Below are 18,920 nucleotides of genomic sequence, written 5' to 3'. Positions count from 1 at the left end.
CAGGCGCTGCGGCGGTCACAGGTGCAGCCCGCACTCGGTCTTGGCGTTGCCCGCCCAGCGGCCCGCCCGCGCGTCCTCGCCGGGGGCCACCCGCCGGGTGCAGGGGGCGCAGCCCACGGACGTGTAGCCGTCCATGAGCAGGGGGTTGGTGAGCACCCCGTGTTCGGCCACGTACGCGTCCACGTCGTCCTGTGTCCAGCGGGCGATCGGGGAGATCTTGACCTTTCCGCGCTTCTCGTCCCAGCCGACGACCGGGGTGTTGGCCCGGCTCTCGGACTCGTCGCGGCGCAGTCCGGTCGCCCAGGCGTCGAAGCGGGTCAGGCCCTCTTCGAGCGGCTTGACCTTCCGCAGGAAGCAGCAGAGGTCGGGGTCGCGGTCGTGCAGCTTGGGGCCGTACTCGGCGTCCTGCTCGGCGACCGTCTGCCGCGGGGTGATCGTGATGACGTTGACGTCCATCACGGCCTCGACGGCGTCCCGGGTGCCGATGGTCTCCGGGAAGTGGTAGCCGGTGTCCAGGAACACGACGTCGACGCCGGGCCTGGCCCGGGAGGCGAGGTGCGCGACGACCGCGTCCTCCATGGAGGAGGTCACGCAGAAGCGCTTGCCGAAGGTGTCCACGGCCCACTGGAGGATCTCCAGGGCCGAGGCGTCCTCCAGGTCGCGGCCGGCCTGCTCGGCGAGCGCCTTGAGCTCGGCGCGCTTCGCCGCGTCCGGGTCGGTCGCCTCCGGATCGGCCGCGTCCGCCTGGGACGCGGATGTATCGGAATCCGCCTGAACGGCAGTCATATGTGATCCCCTCCGCTGTCGGCTCGTTGCAGCCCCCGGGACAACAACCCCAGGAACTTCAACTGGAAGGCTCGATTGCACGCCCCGCATTCCCACGCCCCGTGACCTTCTTCGTTCGGGCGCAGGTCCTCGTCACCGCAGTAGGGGCAGTAGAAGGGCGCGGCTCGCTCGCTCACGACAGCGCCTCCTCGGAAGCGCGCGTGACCCATGCGGCGAACCGCTCGCCGTCCTCGCGCTCCTCCTGGAAGCGCTTGAGCACGCGCTCGACGTAGTCGGGGAGGTCGTCGGCGGTGACCTTCAGACCGCGCACCTTGCGGCCGAAACCGGCCTCCAGACCGAGCGCGCCGCCCAGGTGCACCTGGTAGCCCTCGACCTGCTCGCCCTCGTCGTTCAGGACGAGCTGTCCCTTGAGACCGATGTCCGCCACCTGGATACGCGCACAGGCGTTCGGGCAGCCGTTGATGTTGATGGTGATCGGCTCGTCGAACTCCGGGATCCGGCGCTCCAGTTCGTCGATGAGCAGGGAGCCGCGCGCCTTCGTCTCGACGATGGCGAGCTTGCAGTACTCGATGCCGGTGCAGGCCATCGTGCCGCGCCGGAACGGCGACGGGTGCACGGTGAGGTCCAGGGCCTCCAGGCCGGCGACGAGCGAGTCGACCTGCTCCTCGGTGACGTCGAGCACGATCATCTTCTGCTCGACGGTGGTCCGGACCCGTCCGGAACCGTGCGCCTCGGCGAGGTCGGCGATCTTCGTCAGCGTGGTGCCGTCCACCCGGCCCACCCGCGGGGCGAACCCCACGTAGTAGCGGCCGTCGTTCTGCTGGTGGACGCCCACGTGGTCGCGCCAGCGGGCCACCGGCTGGTCGGGCGCCGGGCCGTCGACGAGCTTCCGCTTGAGGTACTCGTCCTCCAGGACCTGACGGAACTTCTCCGTGCCCCAGTCGGCGAGCAGGAACTTCAGCCGGGCGCGGGTGCGCAGGCGCCGGTAGCCGTAGTCACGGAAGATCGAGATGACACCCTCGTACACGTCCGCGACCTCGTCCAGCGGCACCCAGGCGCCGAGCCGCTGCCCGATCTTGGGGTTGGTGGACAGACCGCCGCCGACCCAGAGGTCGAAGCCGGGGCCGTGCTCGGGGTGGCGGACACCGACGAAGGCGATGTCGTTGATCTCGTGCGCCACGTCGAGCAGCGGCGAGCCGGAGATCGCGGACTTGAACTTGCGGGGCAGGTTCGAGAAGTCGGGGTTGCCGATGATCCGCCGGCTGATCTCCTCCATCGCGGGCGTGCCGTCGATGATCTCGTCGGCGGCGATCCCGGCGACGGGTGAGCCGATGATCACACGAGGAGTGTCGCCGCAGGCCTCGGTGGTGGACAGGCCGACGGCCTCCAGCCGCTCCCAGATCTCGGGCACGTCCTCGACCCGGATCCAGTGGTACTGGACGTTCTGCCGGTCGGTGATGTCGGCCGTGCCCCGCGCGAACTCCTGCGAGATCTCGCCGATCACCCGCAGCTGCTGGGTGGTGAGCCGACCGCCGTCGATCCGCACCCGCAGCATGAAGTACTTGTCGTCCAGCTCCTCCGGCTCCAGGATCGCGGTCTTGCCGCCGTCGATGCCGGGCTTGCGCTGCGTGTAGAGGCCCCACCAGCGCATACGGCCGCGCAGGTCGTTGGGGTCGATGGAGTCGAAGCCGCGCTTCGAGTAGATCGTCTCGATGCGTGTCCGCACATTGAGACCGTCGTCGTCCTTCTTGAACTGCTCGTTGCCGTTCAGCGGGGTGAAGTGCCCCGCGGCCCACTGGCCCTCACCACGGTGACGGCTCACCTTGCGGCGGGGCGTGGCGGGGTTCTGCGGGGTGGCGGCCATGGTGTGTATGTCCTTCGGGAAAGGCGTGGGAATCGGCTCTGACCCGCGCTTGCGCGCGCATGCGGGCACACGCGGTCAGCGTGTGCGGCGCCTGCGCGTCCTTGCGCGGGCTGAAACAGAGGAGGGTGCGGCGCTGTCGCCCGGGGTCGTCCAACCCCTCGCGGTCGGGCTCAGCTCACCGGACAGATGGCGCTGGACATGCGGCCGAGGTCGACGTGCCGCCGACTCACCAAGGCAATTCCAGTTCCAGACATGACGGAAGCGTGGCACGCCTCTTTAGACCGAGTCCACCGTCATCCACATTCCGGACAAGGTTGTCTCGCATCGCGAGACAATGTGATGTGAGTCATGGTGTGGACGGGATTGCGCCGGGCCACGGCCCCGGCGCGGTGGCGTCGGCCTCCTCCGTCACCTTGGTGTCGAACAGGGTGAAACCCCGCCGAAGGTAGTTCCCCATGGCGTGCTCCCCGTCCCGGGAGCAGGTGTGCAGCCAGACGCGCTTGGTCGGCGGCAGCCCCGGCCACCGTTCGGCGAGGTCCCAGGCGCGGGCGGTGCCGCACGACAGCAGATGCCCGCCGATGCGGCGCCCCCGGAACCCCGGGATCAGCCCGAAGTAGACGATCTCCACGACCCCGCCGTCCTGCGGCTCCATCTCCACATAACCGGCGGGCGTGCCCCGGTCGTAGGCGACCCAGGTCTCCACACCGGGCCGCTCCAAATGGTCACGCCACCGCTCGTACGACCACGACAGCCGGTCGATCCAGAGGACGTCCCCGCCGACCGAGGCGTACAGGAAGCGGCTGAACTCGGGGGAGGGGACCTCGGCGCGCATGACGCGGACGTCGTCGCCCTCGGGCGCCGCCGCGGGAAGCAGATCGCTCGGCGAGTTCTGCTCCAGGGACCAGGTGGTGACGGGACTGCTGCTCATGGGGCCCAGAAAACCACGCGACCCGACCCGCCTCCAAGGTCGGGCCGGGTCCCCGGTCCTAGTCGAGCGTCCCGTCGACGTCCGACAGCTTCACCGCGTACAGGACCCGCTCGGGGATGGGGTCGGTGAGCGTCCAGACCTCGTCGGTCTCCGGTGAGTAGGAGAGGGAGGCGGTGTGCCGTCCCCAGCAGCCGTACGAGCGGACGCCCGGCTTCTCGTCGGCCCCGTCCGCGCACTTCGCGGCCTCGGCGCCGTCCTTGTCCTGCCGCCAGAGCGTGCCGCGGCTCTCGCGCTCCTCGGCGGCCTGGTCGACGTACCACTTCCCCTGGTGGGCGAGGACACCCCCGACGCCGGAGGCCTCCGTCTCGTACGCCTCGGTGGCGACGACGTCGCTCCGGCGGCCCGTGGTGGTGAGCAGGCCGGTGCGGTCGGCGGTGAAGTCGAGCGCGTAGCGCCAGACGCGGCCGGGCCGCTCGCCGCCCGGCCGGGACCGCTCGCTCGCGACGACGCTCGGCGGGGTCGACGTCCGGTCGAGGGAGAGCGAGCCCAGGCAGGGCACCCCGTCGTCGTCCCGCGGATCGCAGCCGCCGCCCGTCGGCGGGGTGTAGGAGGCGACCGCCGGCAGCGCGTACCGGTAGTGGTGGGCCGACCAGCCGTCGCCGGACCTGCCGATCGCCTCACTGTCGGTCACGTCGGCGCGCAGGAAACGGGCCAGGTCGAACACGTACAAGGAATCGTCCTGCCCGCCTCGGCTCCGCGGGCCCCGCGCGGTGACGATCAGCTTGTCCTCGTACCAGGCCATACCGCCGAGCCGGGCGCGCAGACCCTCGAAGCCCCGCTCGCCGACCGTCGGCACGACCAGCAGAACCCAGCGGTACCTGAGGTTCGACGGGTCACTGGCGTCGACGAACGCGACCCTGGCGAGCCCCTCGTCGGCGGCGCCGCTGTGCGACCAGCCGGACGCGATGACCCGGTTGTTCCGGGACGTGGTGACCGAGCGGGGGACCCACCTGTCGTCGACCGCGTCACCGGGCTCCCAGCAGTACGCCCGGGCGGCGGCCGGCTCGACGGGGAGATTGTCCTTCTCGGTGCTGAAACAGTCGGCCTCGGCGCGCATCGCGTGGTTCGCGCTCCCCAGCACCTCGTCGAGACCGACCCCGCCGCCCATCTCGTCGGTGAGGGTCCGCAGCCCGGCCTTGTCGGTCAGGGTCTCCCGGAGCTGGAGCGCGCGCAGCTCGCCGGCCGAGGTGATCGAGGAGAGGGCGCCCGGCGTCCCGCCGCCCGCCGCCTGCGACGTGCTGATCAGGGTGGCCGCCGCCGTGAGCGCCAGCGCGGTCCCCGCCAGGGACGCGCGCAGCGCACGCCCCCTTCTGCGTCGGCGGTGCCTGCCGCGGTGCTTCATAAAACCTCCCGGGGAAGGCCAACTGCCCAGCGAAAACAAGATCTTGACGGAGAGGCAGGTGGGGCGGCCTGGCAGCGATGCTACGCCAGTGGGACACGTGTCACGCCGAGGTCCCGGGAAATACCGGGAGATCCCTCACCCCGACGCCATGATCCGTTCACCGGTACGAGGTTGAGATGTTCGGCGGGGGCTCAGAGGTTCGGCCCGGCCCGCTCGTGCCCCGACGGCCCGTCCGTCCCGAGGAGGCCACCCGGCGCACCACCCCGCGCACGCACCACCCCCGGCGCCACCGAGTGCGGCAGCAGGTCCAACGGGGTGTCCGGGAGCAGGACTTCGACGTCGGCGCGCTCGGTGAAGCGGTACGGCCGGTGGTCGAGGTAGGCGCCGAGATAGCGGCGTACCCGGGACATCTCGGCACGGACCGTGACGGTGCGCGCGGGGTCGCCGAACATGTCGTCGGCGAGCGCGGAGGCGCTGCGCCCACCCCGGTGGAGGGCGAGCAGGTACAGGAGTTCGGCGTGCCGGGGAGTGAGCTCATGGGTCCAGGAGCCCGCGAAGCCGGCGACGGTGACGGTCCAGCTGCGCGGGTGGGAGACGTCCAGGGTGATGTGCGTGGCGGTCGGGGCGGACGTGGGCTCCGCCACCGGGCGTATCAGCCAGCCCGCCGGCAGCGGCTCGACGGTGCACGGGCCGAACGCGGGCAGCAGACAGCGGCCCGGGGAGAGGGACTTGGGCAGGGCGACCCGGCTGGTGTACGGCATGCCGGTGACCGCGGCCGTCCAGCCGTCCCGGTCGACCGCGATCGCGCGGCCGCCGACCCGGGCGAGCACCGGGGCCGCCACCGCGCGGAGCTGTTCGAGCGAGGTGAGGTGGAGCTCCCGGAGGTGGGCCTGGGCGAGTTTGGCGACTGAGTCGACGAGCGCGAGCGTGGAGGGGTGCAGCGTCTCCAGGGGGCCGCTGATGTCGACCGCGCCGAGGAGACGGCCGTCGCGCGGATCGACGATGGGGGCGCCGGTGCAGGTCCAGGGGTGCAGGGCGCGCACGAAGTGCTCGGCGGAGAACACCTGCACGGCGCGGCGGGAGACCAGGGGCGTGCCGACGCCGTTCGTGCCGACGGTCTCCTCGCGCCAGTCCGAGCCGATCCCGAGCCCGTGCCCGTCCGCCTTGCGCAGGACGGCCGTACTGCCCTCCCGCCACAGCACCCGGGCGTCCGCGTCCGCGACCATCATGATGTGCTGCGTGGTGTCCGCCAGCGACAGCAGCCCCTCACGGAGCACCGGCAGGACATGGCGCAGCCGCGAGGTCCGACGACGACGCTCGACCTCGTCCCGGCCGAGGAGGTCGGACCGGAAGTCGTGGTCGGGGTCCACGCCGCCGCGCACCACGCGGCCCCAGGACTCCCGGATCGCGGGGCGCGGGGCGGGTTTCGAGGGCCGCCCGTCGAGAGTGGAGGCGCGTACCTCGCCGAGGACCCGGGCCGCCCGGGCGGCGTCCGTGGCGGTCAGCCGCGTGACTTCCATCGGCGAGTGCGGCACACGTTCCTCCCCGGCCGGCCGGTCCGCTCCACGGCCCCTGGTGGCCATGGAAGTACGGATCCGCGCGACGGCGTCGACTGCGGGTCTCCTAGTGTGCCGTTCTTCGGCCACGGAGGGGCGGCCTCCGGCCACAGAGCGCCGACGACTTGCAACCCCCTGCAACCCTGGCGGACCGGCCCGTGCTCCTTGAAACTTGTTCAACGCCGCCCGGTGCGGCGTCCGCGCTCCGCTCCGAGGGGCCACAGAAGCGGGGGTGGTGCCGTGTCGGCGCAGCACCACCCCCGTGCCGGACGGCCCGGTCGCACCACTCGAAAGAGCGGGCACGCGCCGCGCGGAGGGGCGTCCCCCGTACGGCTGCGGCTCAGCTGACGGGACGGGCCCGTTCCACCACCGAGGCCAGATCCAGGGTGTGCGGCAGCGTGCCGAAGGCCGTGCCCCAGTCGCCGCCGAGCCGGGAGGCGCAGAAGGCGTCCGCGACCGCCGGGGGCGCGTACCGCGTGAGCAGCGCGCCCTGGAGGACGAGCGCCAGCCGTTCCACGAGTCGGCGTGCGCGGGCCTCGACGCCGTCCAGATCGGCGAGTTCGGTCAGCAGCGCCTTGATCGCGCCGTCGAGACGGTGGTCCGCGCCGCGTGCCCGGCCCACCTCCCGCAAGTAGGCGTCGAGGGCCTGCGGTTCGCGCTGCAGGGCGCGCAGCACGTCGAGCGCCTGTACGTTCCCGGCGCCCTCCCAGATGGAGTTGAGCGGAGACTCGCGCAGCAGGCGCGGCATGCCCGACTCCTCGACGTAGCCGTTCCCGCCCAGGCACTCGGAGGCCTCCACCACGAGCGGGGCGCAGCGCTTGGTGACCCAGTACTTGGCGACCGGGACCGCGAGCCGCAGGAACGAGCGTTCGTGTCCGTCGCCCGCCTCGGCCGCGTCGTACGCCGAGGCCAGCCGCATCGCCAGCGTCGTCGCCGCCTCGGACTCCAGCGCCAGATCGGCCAGCACGTTCCGCATCAGCGGCTTGTCGACCAGCCGCCCGCCGAACGCCTCCCGGTAGGTGCAGTGATGCACCGCCTGCGCGACCGCCTGCCGCATCAACGAGGCCGCGCCCAGCGCGCAGTCCAGCCGGGTGGCCGCCACCATCCCGATGATCGTGTGCACCCCGCGCCCCTCGTCCCCGACGCGGCGCGCCCACGTCCCGTCGAACTCGACCTCGGCGGAGGCGTTGGACCGGTTGCCCAGCTTCTCCTTCAGCCGCTGGATGCGGAACACGTTCCGCGAGCCGTCCGCCAGCACCCGGGGCACCAGGAAGCACGTCAGCCCGCCCGGAGCCTGCGCCAGCACCAGGAACCCGTCGGACATCGGCGCCGAGCAGAACCACTTGTGCCCCGTCAGCTCGTACGTCCCGTCCTCGGCCAGCGGCCGCGCCGCGCTGGTGTTGGCGCGTACGTCGCTGCCGCCCTGCTTCTCGGTCATGCCCATCCCGAAGAGGGCGCCGGCCTTGCGGTGGGCGGGACGCATGTCCCAGTCGTAGAGCTGCGAGGTCAGCCGCGGCTCCCACTCCGCGGCGAGTGCCGGGTCCGTCCGCAGGGCGGGCACCGCCGCGTGGGTCATGGACAGCGGGCAGCCGTTGCCGGCCTCGACCTGGGTCCACACGACGAACGCCGCCGCCCGCCGCACATGACCGCCGGGCCGTGTCCAGGCCGCCGTCAGCCCTGCCGAGACCCCCTTGCCGAGCAGCCGGTGCCAGGACGGATGGAACTCGACCTCGTCCACCCGGTTCCCGTACCGGTCGTACGCCCGCAGCTTCGGCGGATTCTCGTTCGCGAGCCGCCCCCACTCCTGCACCTGCGCGGAGCCGGCCGTACGGCCGAAGCCGGACAGCTCGCTCCGCGCCTCCTCCAGCGTCTCCGGCGCCAGATGCCGCTCGACCGCCTCCGTCAGGACCCTGTCGGCGGCGAAGACGTCGTAGTCCACCAGGGGCGGAGCCTGATTGGTCACTTCGTGGGTGCTCGATGCCATATCCGGAACCTACCCGTCGGTATCGCGTCGTCACGGCGGCGCTCACCAGTATCCGGCGGGCAGGCGTCCGGCGCCGGACCGGGACCACTCCGGCGCCGGAGCGCGGGCACCCGGCTCAGACGGGCGCCGCGAGCTCGCCCGTGCCCAGGCCGCCCGTACCGAACTCCTCCTCCCGTTCGAGCACGGCATCCCCGTACTGCTCCAGCGGCCAGCCCGGCCGGTAGATGGTGTCGAGGTAGCGCTCGCCGAGGTCCGGGGAGATCGCCACCGCCGTGGTGTCGGGCGAGCCGTTGCGGGCCAGCCACTCGCCGGCACCACTGACGACCGTGCCCGTGGAGCCCCCGAAGAGGAAGCCCCGGCGGGCCATGCGGTGACAGGCCCGTACGGTGTCGACCTCCTCCACCCGGACGACGTCGTCGACGTAGGACGCGTCGAGGAGCGCCGGCGTCACGCTCGTGCCGAGCCCCGGGATCATCCGGCGGCCCGGCGCCCCGCCGAACGCGACCGACCCCACACTGTCCACGGCGACGATCCGCACCCGGCGCCGCCGCTCCCAGAACCACTGGGCACAGCCCATCAGCGTCCCGGAGGTGCCGACCCCCACGAACAGCACGTCCAGGCGCGGGAACTGCCGGGCGACGGCGGGCGCGGTGGTGCGGTAGTGCGCCTGCCAGTTCGCCTCGTTGGTGTACTGGTCGAGCCACACGTACCGCGGATCGGTGGCGCACAGCGCCCGGACGTACGAGATCCGCGCCCCCAGGAAACCGCCGTGCGGGTCCGGCTCGGAGATGACGTGCACCCGGCTGCCCAGCGCCTCGATCACGCGCCGGGTCTGCGGATTGCACCGGGAATCGGTCACGCACAGAAACCGGTAGCCCCGGCTCGCCGCGATCATGCTCAGCGCGACGCCCAGATTGCCGGACGACGATTCGACGAGCGTCGAGCCCGGCCCGAGACGGCCCTCCCGTTCGGCGGCCCGCACCATCTCGGACGCGGCCTTGAGCTTGATCGAGCCGGCGAAGTTGAACCCCTCGCACTTCAGGAAGAGCCTGTGTCCGACGACCTGGCGCAGATCGACGTACAGCTCCTCCTCGTTGAAGTCCGTGGGAACGGATATGACTGGCACCGCTGCCCCCCTGGTTGTGCGATGTACTCGCTGCGTCCGGCGGTCAGCCGTGGCGGCGCAGCTCGTGGAAGAAGTCGTCCACGAGCCGTAGTCCGCCGGAGCGGGCCACCTCCGCGTGGACATGTGCGCCGACCGCGAGGTCCAGGACCCCGAGGCCGAAGGGCGAGAAGACCACCGGACGGTCCGCCGGCACGGTCGCCCGGCCGGTGAGGACGTCGTGGAGCGTTCCGTCGAGGAAGTCCCGCGCGCCGGTGAGCTGTTCGGTCAGGTGCGGTGACGTGTTCGCCTTGAGGCAGTGCTCGACGTCGTCGACGAAGTTCGCCGACGCGAGCAGCACCCCGGGCGCGAGATCGCGCAGCGACACGTGCAGCACCAGGGGGTTGTGGGCGAACCACTTCGGTTCGTGGATGTGCGGTTCGCCCGCGATCGTCGCGAAGACCACCAGGTCGCTCGCCCGGATCACGTCCTCGGCGCTGTCGTGCACGGTCACCCGCCCGGCCGCGCCGGACCGCTCCAGGTACCCCCGGAACCCGGTCGCGCTGTCCGCGGCCAGGTCGTGCACCCCCACCTCCTCGAAGGCGAAGCCGGTCGCCGTGAGGTACGTGTGGACGTACCGGGCGATCAGGCCCGTGCCGAGGAAGCCGACGCGGGCCGGGCGCGGCGCCCCCCGGCGCGCGCTCAGCCGGTCGGCCGCCAGCGCCGCCGACGCCGCCGTCCGGGTCGCGCTGATGACCGAGGCCTCCAGACACGCGAACGGATAGCCCGTGGCGTGGTCGTTGAGGATCAGCACGGCGGACGCGCGCGGCAGCCCGGACGCCGTGTTCTCCGGAAAGCTGGAGATCCACTTCAACCCGTCCACCTGGAACCTCCCGCCCAGCGAGGCGGGGAGCGCGATGATCCGCGAGGTGGGGCGGTCGGGGAAGCGGAGGAAGTACGACGGCGGGTTGACCGTGTCGCCCGTCTCCCCGTCGCCGTGCAGCAGATAGGCGGACTCGACCAGTTCGACGATCTCCCGTTCCCGGCCCCGCAGGGCCTGCTGCACCTGGGCGCCGGAGATCACGGCGAAACCCGGAACCTCGGTCATCGGAAACTCACCTCGTCCTTCGTGCCGGAGTCCTTCGAGGGGGATGCCTGCGGCCGCACCGGATCCGCCAGGCCCACCAGCACCTCGCGCGTGCCCTCGAAGGGCTCCCGGCTGTGGGCGCAGCGGATGTTGTCGACGAGCAGCAGGTCGCCCGGCCGCCACGGGGTGCGGACGGTGTGCCTCTCGTAGACCTCGTTGAGCGTCGAGACGACATCGGCGCCGATCGGGTCGCCGCCGCCGTAGCGCGTGTTGAAGGGCAGGCCGTCGGCCCCGTACAGGTCCACCAGGTACTCGCGGACCTCCGGGTCCATGGTCCATTCGCTGAGGAACGCGATCTGGTTGAACCAGCAGCGCCGGCCGGTCACCGGATGCCGGAGCACGGCGGCCCGCCGCTGCCGGGTGTGCAGCGACCCGTCGGGCTGCCAGGCGAACTCGACGGAGTGCGCCCGGCAGTACGCCTCGACGACCGTCCGGTCGGCGGTGCCGAACGCCTCGGCGACCGACGCGCCGATCTCGTCGTTGTACGAGCGGGTGAGCAGCCAGCCCTCCCGCTCGAACCGCTCGGTCAACTCGGCCGGCAGTGCCGCGAGGACGGCCTCGGCGTCCGCGACACCGGTCTCCCCGCCCCGCTCGGCGGCCTCCAGACAGGCGAAGAGCATCAGGCCGGGGAACTCCAGCGCGTAGCTCGACTCGTGGTGCATGCACATCGGCTGGTTCGGCGGCCAGGCCGTCGAGGAGTACACGCCGTCCGCGTACGTCCGGCGCGGGGCGAACGCCTCCTTCTCGGTGGTCAGCGTGGCCGCCATCTCGTGGAAGACCGCGCCGACCTCCGCCGCGTCGCTCAGGCCGAGCCCGCGCACGAGCAGTGAGCCGTGTTCGGCGACGGCGGCCCGCAGGGCGCCGCGGTGTCCGGCCGCCCAGCGCGCGGCGGGCTCGGCGGGGCGGACGGCGATCAGCGGCGGCTTGTCGGTCGAGAGCTCGACGTCCGGCAGGGCGAGAGCGGCCGGGGACGGTGTCGAGGGGTCCGTGTCCCCGCGGCGGCGGCGCGCCGCGCCGCGTCGACGGCTCAGAAAGCTCACGACGGCCTCCCCACGGTCTCGGCGGCGGAGCGCGGCGTCGCGTCGGCGGCCCCCGCACCGGCCCTCGTGTCGATCAGCCCGGCCAGCCCGGCCAGGGTCGGATGCGCGATCACGTCCTTGGGCGACACCGCCCGGTCCAGGGCGATCGCCAGCTTCACCGCCGACAGCGAGGTGCCGCCCCGGTCGAAGAAGTGGTCGTGCCGGCCGATCCGGTCCCGCGGCACGCCGAGCACCTCGGCCCAGACGGCGGCCAGCCGCTCCTCGGTCGGCGTGGCCGGCGGCTCGTCCGACTCGCCCCGCAGCGCGTCGAGCTCCTCGGCCAGCGCGGTCAGCGTCCGCCGGTCGGTCTTGCCGTTGGCGGTCAGCGGCAGGCTCTCCCGCCAGTGGAACACCGACGGCACCATGTACGCCGGCAGCGACGCCGCCAGCCGGTCCCGCAGCTCCTCGGCCGCGAGCGGCCGGCCCGAGTGGAAGGCCACCAGTCGCGCGCCCCGGGCGACCACCACCGCGCCGTCCCGTACACCCGCCACCTTGAGCAGGGCGTTCTCCACCTCGCCCAGCTCGATGCGGAACCCCCGCACCTTGACCTGGGTGTCCCGGCGGCCCAGGAACTCCAGTTTGCCGTCGGGCCGCCAGCGCCCGTGGTCCCCGCTGCGGTAGAGCCGCTCACCGGGCCGGTACGGATCGGTGGTGAACGCCCGCGCGGTGCGTACGGGATCGTTGACGTACCCGCGCCCCACGCACACCCCGGAGAAGACGATCTCACCCGGCGCGCCCAGCGGCACGAGGGCGAGGTGCTCGTCGACGACGTACACCCGGACGTTCTGGACGGGACGGCCCAGCGGCACCCGGTCGCCCTCCGGAGCGCGGTCCATCACCTCGTGGTTGGTGTCGTCGGAGGTCTCGGTCAGCCCGTAGGCGTTGACCAGCGGTATGCCCGGCTCGGTGGCGAACCAGCGCTCCGCCAGCTCCTTCTTCAGCGCCTCCCCGGTGACCGACACCCGGCGCAGATGAGGCAGTTCACGGGGGTGCTGCTCCAGATGGGCGAGGACCGCTTCGAGGTACGACGGCACCACCTGGACCACGTTCGCCCGGCCGTCCGCGATCCGGTCGAGGAACCGCCCGGCGTCCAGGATCACCTCCTGCTCCACGAGCAGCGTCCGCCCGCCGGCCAGGGGCGCGGCCAGCAGCTGCCACAGGGAGATGTCGAAGCACTGGGGCGCGGTCTGCGCGACCACGTCCCCCTCGCCGATGCCGAGGTCGTCGAGCTTGGCGTGGAGGTGGTTGACCATCCCGGCGTGCTCGCACATCGCGCCCTTGGGCTCGCCCGTGGAACCGGACGTGAAGTAGATGTACGCCAACCGGTCCGGCCCGATGTCCAGGCCGAGGTCGGAGTCCGGATGGGCCTCGGCGTAGGCCTCCTCGACCAGCAGCCGCCGCACCCCGGGCAGGGCGGCCAGGGCCCGGTCCAGCGTGGCCGTGCCGCCCCGCTCGGTGAGCACCAGCTCGCAGCCGGCGCGGGTGAGAATGGTGGCGACGCGCTCGGCGGGGAAGTGCGGCTCGACGGGCAGGTAGACGCCGCCCGCCTTGAACACCGCGAGCACGGCCGCCATCCAGTCCAGGTTGCGTTCGGTCACCACGGCGACGACGCCCTCGTGGCCGAGTCCCCGGACCAGCAGGGCCCGACTGAGCTGGTTGGCGCGGGAGTTGAGCTCGCGGTAGGTCCAGCGCCGGTCGCCGTGCACGGCGGCGACCGCGTCCGGGTGCGCCACCACCCGCTGCTCGAACAGCTCGTGCACCCGGCGGTCGGGCAGTTCGCGCCGTGGCCCGGCCAACCCGTCGAGCTGGAGGAGCAGTTCGTCGTCCGCGACCAGGCTCCGCCGCCCGTGCCCGGCGTCCGGTGCGGTGGCGAGCAGGGTCAGCGCGGTGACGTGGTACCCGGCGACGCGAGCCGCGGCGTCCTCGTCGAGCACGTCCGTGCGGTACCGCAGCCGCAGCGCCTGACCGTCGTCCCGGTGCACCAGGCCGACCCGCAGGACCACCGCCTCGTCGAGGTCGCCGTCGCCCCCGCTGGTGTCGAGCACGGTCTCGAACGGCGGTTCGTTCAGGCGGAGTTCGTGCCGCAGGGCGGCCACCGGGTACGCGGCGTGCGTCAGCAGCTCGGCGGTGGCCCGTCGGGTCTGCTCCAGCAGGGCGCGCCAGGTGCCGCCGGGCGCGGTGGTGAGCCGGCAGGGCAGCAGCCGGCCGTCCTCCAGCCAGCCGGTGGTGATCTCGGCCTCGCCCGACAGCGCGGAGAGCGCCTTGGCGTGCGCGGCGAGCAGTGCGGCCGTGCCGTCCGCCGCGGGCAGCACTCCTTCCGGAAGGGGTACTTCGTGGGCGGCGACCCCTTTCGCCGGGGTGGCGCTCCACCGCGGTATCACGGTCCGCCCCCCGGCGGTGAGCACCTCGTGCCAGTACTTCCGGGCAGCGTCGCCCGGCTCCGACCGTTCCATGTTCTTCCCCCGATTCACCGTGTTCCGGTGGTCTCCGTCGCCGGGTTCCCGCCCCAGCGTGCGTGCGGCGGCACCTCCTCGCCCTTCATCAGGAAGGAGTCGGGCGCCAGCACGGCCCCCTCACCCAGCGTCACGCCGTAGTGGACGAACGCCTGGACCTCCAGCGTGCAGCCGGCGCCGATCGTGACGTGGTCGGACTTGTAGGTGCCGTCCTCCTGCGAATGTGCCTGGATCTTGCTGCCGGCGGCGAGTGTGCAGTCGTCCCCGACGGCTGTCAGCGTCCGCTCGGTGATGTACACCCCGTCGTCGAAGACCCGGCGCCCGATCCGGACCCCGAGCAGCCGCCAGACGAGGTTCTTGTACGGGGTGCCGTTGAGGATCTGCAGATGCGTGTCGGGCAGCTTCCACAGCCGCTCCTGCCGCCAGAAGACGGGGTCGTAGATGGAGCAGAGCCGGGGGCGCAGGGGCCGGAAGCCGGTCAGCGTCCGTTCCACCAGCGCGTGGTAGAGGGCGTTGAAGACCAGTGCCGCCAGGGGCAGCGCGGCGAGTGCGAGCGGTGCCGCCGGGCCGTCGCCGTGGCCGTAGAGGTCGAAGGCCGCGAAGCCGAGGACCGTGAGTGCGCAGGTGTGCAGCCAGCGCAGGAACAGGAACAGTGCCATCGAGCGCAGGTTGAAGCGGTTCTTCGCGGTGAGCCTGCGGCGCAGTTCCGCGCCCTCCCGCAGATGGTCGAAGCGGCTGTCGCGTTCGACCGAGCGGGGTATCTCGAAGGGCGGCGAGCCGAGCAGTCCGACCCCTTCGCGGATCTCGCCGTCCAGGGGCACCAACACCTTGGTGGCCAGCAGACAGTTCTCGCCGGTCCGGCCGCCGACCGGGTAGGCGATGGCGTTGCCCAGGAAGTTGTGCCCACCGATCGTCGTCCGGGAGACCCTGAAGGAGGTGCCGGAGTAGTCGGCGTTCATGACCGAGAGGCCGTCGGCGACCATCGTGCCGCTGCCGACCCGCACCAGGTACGGCGTCTCGTGCCGCACCTCGGTGCCGAAGTTGGACCCGGTCTGCTCGACGCGCGAGAGGTCGTACCCGAGGGCCTTGAGGCAGGGGACGATGTACGAGCTGTCGCCGCACAGCCACGTGAAGAACTTGATGTTCGTCAGACGGGTGATCGTGCGGTGCACCGAGTAGTGGAAGCCGTAGAGCGGATAGACGCGGTCGGGCTTCACCAGCGGGCGCAGCAGCCGCGGTACGACGAACACCACGACGGCTCCGACGGCGATCGAGGCCACGAACAGCGTGAGCGACAGGGCCATCGCCTCGACGTAGAAGCGCCCCGAGGTGGTGTGCCGCGCCGCCGGGTCGAGCAGGGTGTCCAGCTCGGGCGCGGCGGTCAGCAGCAGATAGGCGCCGCCGACGGTCAGCGGCACGTACAGCAGCAGGGTCTGGAGCAGGGAGGCGAGTCCGTACCCGGCCCGGCGCAGCGTGCCGCGGGGGAGCGGGGGGACCCGAATGTGGTCCACGTCCGTGGGGCGGGCCGGTGAGCCGTGCCAGCTCTCTCCGGCCGGGACGCACTCGCCGGCGCGCAGCGCGGAGGAGTGGCCGAGCTGGGAGCCGTCGCCCAGGGCGGTGTCGATGTCGAGGACGGTGTGCTCGCCGACGAAGGCGTCCCGGCCGAGGGTGACGGTGCCGGTGCGGATGCGTCCGGCGCGTGCCCGGTAGCAGAGGAAGGAGCAGTCCTTGCGGATCACCGTGCCCGCGCCGATGGTCAGCAGGTCGGTGCAGACCGGGAGGGTGCGGCTGAGGATCGTGACGCCCGGTCCGATGCGGGCGCCGAGGGCCCGCAGGTACAGCACGTACAGCGGGTTGCCGACGAACAGGGCCATCGGGCTGGTGCGCAGCAGTGCCTTGACGAGCCAGAACCGCAGGTACGCCGGGCCCCACACGGGGAACTCCCGCGGCTTCCACCGACCGATCAGCAGCCACTTGGCGGCGACCGGCAGGGTGCACAGGGCGAGGAAGGCGAGCGCTCCGAAGACGGTCGAACGCAGATAGATCCCGACCGTCCCGGAGGCGTCCGCCACCCACTCGTACCCGTGTACGTATCCGGAGGTGGCGAGCAGGCAGTATCCGGCGAAGAGGAGCAACTGCAGCACACCGCACAGGACATAGCGGACCGTGCTGCCCGGGGGCACGGTCTCGGCGGGCTCGGGCGGGGCGTCCGGCGCCGGTGCCCGGGTCAGCGCGGCGGCGAGGCCGCGGATCGTCGGGTGGCCGTAGACGTCCCGGATGGACACCGACGGCAGATCGGGGTGTTTCCTGACGCGGGCACAGAAATGCGCCATCGTCAGTGAGTTGGCACCGAGGTCGTCGAAGAAATGGCTTTCTGCGGGCACGTGTTCGATGTGTACGACGCCGGCCAGAACTTCGGCGAGGAGTCGCTCGACGGCGGTGTACGATTCCGCCGCGTCCGGCTCGGCCCCCTGGACCTCGCCCGGTATTTCCACCACGGGTCGTGGCGCTGGCAATGTCATTGAATTTCTCCGCGACAGGTATTGCGATGGAAGGCGCCCGGGGGTGAACGGGACGGCGCGCGGAATGACAGAAGAAGGGGGGAGGGTGACGGGAACGGAAAATGGTGACGTGTGTGGCGGAATGGATCAGGCCTGGTCGGAGCCCGGACTGATTCCCCGGTGTGCGCTGGGCCGGCACCTGTTCCGGAGGGGCGCAGCGGAATGCAATCCGGATTCTTTCGGTACCTTCGTGAACCGGTCAAGGGAGGTCGGGTAATTGACTCTTTCCCGCCCCTTTCGCGATCTCGTCCGGCCTGTCGGACCTGAGTCTCTGTGCCGCTCCAGCGGGGAACTTTCCAAAAGGACGGCACAAACACGCTCGCGCGCTCCGCTTGCGGCTCCTCGATGATTCGGCCAGCACGTTCATGACAGAAAAGGCGATTCGGAATCACCTTTGGTTTCTGCTGGGTTTCCCTTTGTTTGCTGCCCCGTGACGCGACCGGAGGGGACCGTGCGTCGCAGGCGGACCCTGTCGCGGCAGGCGGCCCCGGGAGGTGAGGGCGGCACGCGCAGGCGGATACCTTTAGGGCGTGCAGCCAGCAAGTCAGTCACCCCCACCGTCCGAGAGCCCCCATGGGCGTCTCCACCGTGCTCGCGCCCTCTACCGGGACGTCTCCAAGCGCAGGACCGCCTGGCTGCTCCTGAAGGACACCGTCAACTCCTGCATCGAGTACCGCATCCTGGGCCTCGCGGCCGAGGCGGCCTTCTTCACGCTGCTCTCCGTGCCGCCGCTGCTGCTCAGCATGATCGGCCTGCTCGGCTACGTCGACGACTGGACCGGCGCCGACACCATCGCCAGCCTGGAGCTCAACATCCTGGAGGCGTCGCGCACCGTCCTGTCCGAGAAGGGCGTCGCGCAGATCGCGCAGCCCATCCTGGACGACGTGATGAGGGGCGGTCGCCCCGACGTCATCTCGATAGGATTCCTGTTCGCGCTGTGGTCCGGCTCCCGCGCGGTGAACGTCTTCATCGACACCATCACCGTCATGTACGGCCTCGACGGGGTCCGCGGCATCGTCAAGACCCGCCTCATGGCGTTCCTGCTGTTCATCGTGGCCCTGCTGATCGGCTCGATCGCCCTGCCGCTGATGGTCGCCGGGCCCGACGCCGTGGTCCGGATCGTCCCCTGGTCGGCGACCGTGGTCCAGGTCCTCTACTGGCCCGTCGTGATCGTCCTGTCCATCGTCTTCCTGACGACGCTCTACCACGTCTCGGTGCCGGTCCGCTCCCCCTGGGTCGAGGACGTCCCCGGCGCCCTGGTGGCCCTCGCCATGTGGGTGCTGGGCAGTTTCCTGCTCCGCATCTACCTGACGAACACGGTCGAGGGCGCGACGATCTACGGCTCCCTGGCGGCCGCCGTAGCCGTCCTGCTCTGGATCGGCGTGGGCGCCTTCGCCGTCCTCGTCGGCGCCGCCGTCAACGCCGCGATCGACCGTGTCTGGCCCGCCGCCGCCACGGCCGCCGCCCGCGCCGCCAACGAGCGCCTGCGCGAGGAGCAGGCCGCCGAGTACGTCGCCCGCGCCGCGGCCGCCCGCTCCCACGACCCGGAGGACCCCGACATGCCCTCCGAGTTCCCCGAACGCTGGTCCCGCTTCCTCCCGCCCGAGGACGTCACGTCGAGGCTGCGGTCGCCGGTGAAGAAGGGCGAGGAGTAAGGAGCCCTGGGGGAGGAGTAAGGAGCCCTGGGGGAGGAGTGAGGAGCGCTGGGGGCGTGCGCCGGGGCAGTCCCCGGGGTGTGCGGCGCGGTGGCCCCGGGGTGCTCACCACCTGGCCACCGCGGGTCTCGCGGGGGCGGGGTGCGGTGGCTCTCCGGTCGTCGGTCAGCCGCGCGTTGTGCGAGGGACGCCGGGGAGCGGCCGTCCGCCGACAGCGGGTCCCCTGAGAGGCGCGGGGAACCGCGGCACCGGCCACGAACGGCCCCGCGGCCCGCCGAACGCCGGTACGCCGAGGGTGCTGACGCCTTCCGGGTCCTCGGTGAACGCCGGTACGCCGAGGGTGCTGACGCCTTCCGGGTCCTCGGTGAACGCCGGTACGCCGAGGGTGCTGACGCCTTCCGGG

15 protein-coding genes are annotated in these 18,920 nt (G+C 71.9%); 1 reads left to right on the top strand and 14 read right to left on the bottom strand.

Going from position 1 to position 18,920, the window contains the following annotated elements:
- Nucleotides 1–15: 15 nt before the first annotated feature.
- The 13 genes from RM704_RS37860 to RM704_RS37800 form a co-directional block, all read right to left on the bottom strand.
- Nucleotides 16–786 (bottom strand): phosphoadenylyl-sulfate reductase, encoded by a 771-nt coding sequence (locus RM704_RS37860; RefSeq protein ID WP_033527572.1) that lies wholly within the window; start codon nt 784–786, stop codon nt 16–18.
- Nucleotides 783–962 carry a hypothetical protein gene (locus RM704_RS37855; RefSeq protein ID WP_078937126.1) on the bottom strand — a complete coding sequence of 60 codons (180 nt, stop codon included), beginning with the start codon at nt 960–962 and terminating at the stop codon, nt 783–785. The genes RM704_RS37860 and RM704_RS37855 overlap by 4 nt, the downstream gene beginning before the upstream one ends.
- On the bottom strand, nt 959–2,650 hold the full coding sequence (locus tag RM704_RS37850) for a nitrite/sulfite reductase (RefSeq protein WP_033527571.1): 1,692 nt from the start codon (nt 2,648–2,650) through the stop codon (nt 959–961). Before RM704_RS37850 ends, RM704_RS37855 begins: the two co-directional genes overlap by 4 nt.
- 170 nt (nt 2,651–2,820) lie before the next feature.
- A complete protein-coding gene (locus RM704_RS37845) occupies nt 2,821–2,904 on the bottom strand; it encodes a putative leader peptide (protein ID WP_309474722.1) in 84 nt (27 codons plus the stop codon).
- 92 nt (nt 2,905–2,996) lie between these two features.
- Nucleotides 2,997–3,578: a GNAT family N-acetyltransferase gene (locus RM704_RS37840; protein ID WP_033527570.1), complete on the bottom strand. Its 582-nt coding sequence runs from the start codon at nt 3,576–3,578 to the stop codon at nt 2,997–2,999.
- A gap of 58 nt (nt 3,579–3,636) precedes the next feature.
- Nucleotides 3,637–4,980, bottom strand: a complete 1,344-nt coding sequence (locus RM704_RS37835; RefSeq protein WP_033527569.1) for a hypothetical protein — start codon at nt 4,978–4,980, stop codon at nt 3,637–3,639.
- 191 nt (nt 4,981–5,171) lie between these two features.
- The gene (locus RM704_RS37830; protein ID WP_033527568.1) at nt 5,172–6,500 is read right to left on the bottom strand and encodes a helix-turn-helix domain-containing protein; all 1,329 of its coding nucleotides are present in this window, start codon (nt 6,498–6,500) and stop codon (nt 5,172–5,174) included.
- A 376-nt stretch (nt 6,501–6,876) separates the two neighbouring features.
- The gene (locus RM704_RS37825) at nt 6,877–8,520 is read right to left on the bottom strand and encodes an acyl-CoA dehydrogenase family protein (RefSeq protein ID WP_033527567.1); all 1,644 of its coding nucleotides are present in this window, start codon (nt 8,518–8,520) and stop codon (nt 6,877–6,879) included.
- Nucleotides 8,521–8,635: 115 nt separating this feature from the next.
- Complete coding sequence (gene sbnA / locus RM704_RS37820; RefSeq protein WP_033527566.1) at nt 8,636–9,646, bottom strand: 2,3-diaminopropionate biosynthesis protein SbnA; 1,011 nt, start codon at nt 9,644–9,646, stop codon at nt 8,636–8,638.
- Nucleotides 9,647–9,689: 43 nt separating this feature from the next.
- Entirely contained in the window at nt 9,690–10,730 is a 1,041-nt protein-coding gene (sbnB, locus tag RM704_RS37815; RefSeq protein ID WP_033527565.1) for a 2,3-diaminopropionate biosynthesis protein SbnB, read from the bottom strand.
- A complete protein-coding gene (locus RM704_RS37810; protein ID WP_033527564.1) occupies nt 10,727–11,809 on the bottom strand; it encodes a TauD/TfdA family dioxygenase in 1,083 nt (360 codons plus the stop codon). The genes sbnB and RM704_RS37810 overlap by 4 nt, the downstream gene beginning before the upstream one ends.
- Nucleotides 11,806–14,301 (bottom strand): non-ribosomal peptide synthetase, encoded by a 2,496-nt coding sequence (locus tag RM704_RS37805; RefSeq protein WP_033527563.1) that lies wholly within the window; start codon nt 14,299–14,301, stop codon nt 11,806–11,808. Before RM704_RS37805 ends, RM704_RS37810 begins: the two co-directional genes overlap by 4 nt.
- Before the next feature lie 14 nt (nt 14,302–14,315).
- Nucleotides 14,316–16,799 carry a Pls/PosA family non-ribosomal peptide synthetase gene (locus RM704_RS37800; RefSeq protein ID WP_033527562.1) on the bottom strand — a complete coding sequence of 828 codons (2,484 nt, stop codon included), beginning with the start codon at nt 16,797–16,799 and terminating at the stop codon, nt 14,316–14,318.
- Between the two features lie 593 nt (nt 16,800–17,392).
- Between RM704_RS37800 and RM704_RS37795 the strand changes: the two genes are divergently transcribed.
- Nucleotides 17,393–18,517, top strand: a complete 1,125-nt coding sequence (locus RM704_RS37795) for a YihY/virulence factor BrkB family protein (protein ID WP_192829665.1) — start codon at nt 17,393–17,395, stop codon at nt 18,515–18,517.
- A 165-nt stretch (nt 18,518–18,682) separates the two neighbouring features.
- On the opposite strand, the gene RM704_RS37790 is transcribed toward RM704_RS37795, so the two are convergent.
- Nucleotides 18,683–18,920, bottom strand: a 238-nt coding sequence (locus RM704_RS37790; RefSeq protein WP_311592408.1) for a hypothetical protein, incomplete at its 5' end; no start/stop codon positions are given.

Source organism: Streptomyces gottesmaniae (assembly GCF_031845845.1).
Lineage (GTDB): Bacteria > Actinomycetota > Actinomycetes > Streptomycetales > Streptomycetaceae > Streptomyces > Streptomyces akebiae.
This window is presented reverse-complemented; position numbering and strand designations above follow the sequence as displayed.

Bases quoted from the DNA above. Each gene is read 5' to 3' on its own strand.
- RM704_RS37830 (WP_033527568.1), bottom strand. From the start codon at position 6,500: ATGGAAGTCACGCGGCTGACCGCCACGGACGCCGCCCGGGCGGCCCGG.
- RM704_RS37850 (WP_033527571.1), bottom strand. From the start codon at position 2,650: ATGGCCGCCACCCCGCAGAACCCCGCCACGCCCCGCCGCAAGGTGAGC.
- sbnB (WP_033527565.1), bottom strand. From the start codon at position 10,730: ATGACCGAGGTTCCGGGTTTCGCCGTGATCTCCGGCGCCCAGGTGCAG.
- RM704_RS37805 (WP_033527563.1), bottom strand. From the start codon at position 14,301: ATGGAACGGTCGGAGCCGGGCGACGCTGCCCGGAAGTACTGGCACGAG.
- RM704_RS37840 (WP_033527570.1), bottom strand. From the start codon at position 3,578: ATGAGCAGCAGTCCCGTCACCACCTGGTCCCTGGAGCAGAACTCGCCG.
- RM704_RS37835 (WP_033527569.1), bottom strand. From the start codon at position 4,980: ATGAAGCACCGCGGCAGGCACCGCCGACGCAGAAGGGGGCGTGCGCTG.
- RM704_RS37845 (WP_309474722.1), bottom strand. From the start codon at position 2,904: ATGTCTGGAACTGGAATTGCCTTGGTGAGTCGGCGGCACGTCGACCTC.
- RM704_RS37825 (WP_033527567.1), bottom strand. From the start codon at position 8,520: ATGGCATCGAGCACCCACGAAGTGACCAATCAGGCTCCGCCCCTGGTG.
- RM704_RS37860 (WP_033527572.1), bottom strand. From the start codon at position 786: ATGACTGCCGTTCAGGCGGATTCCGATACATCCGCGTCCCAGGCGGAC.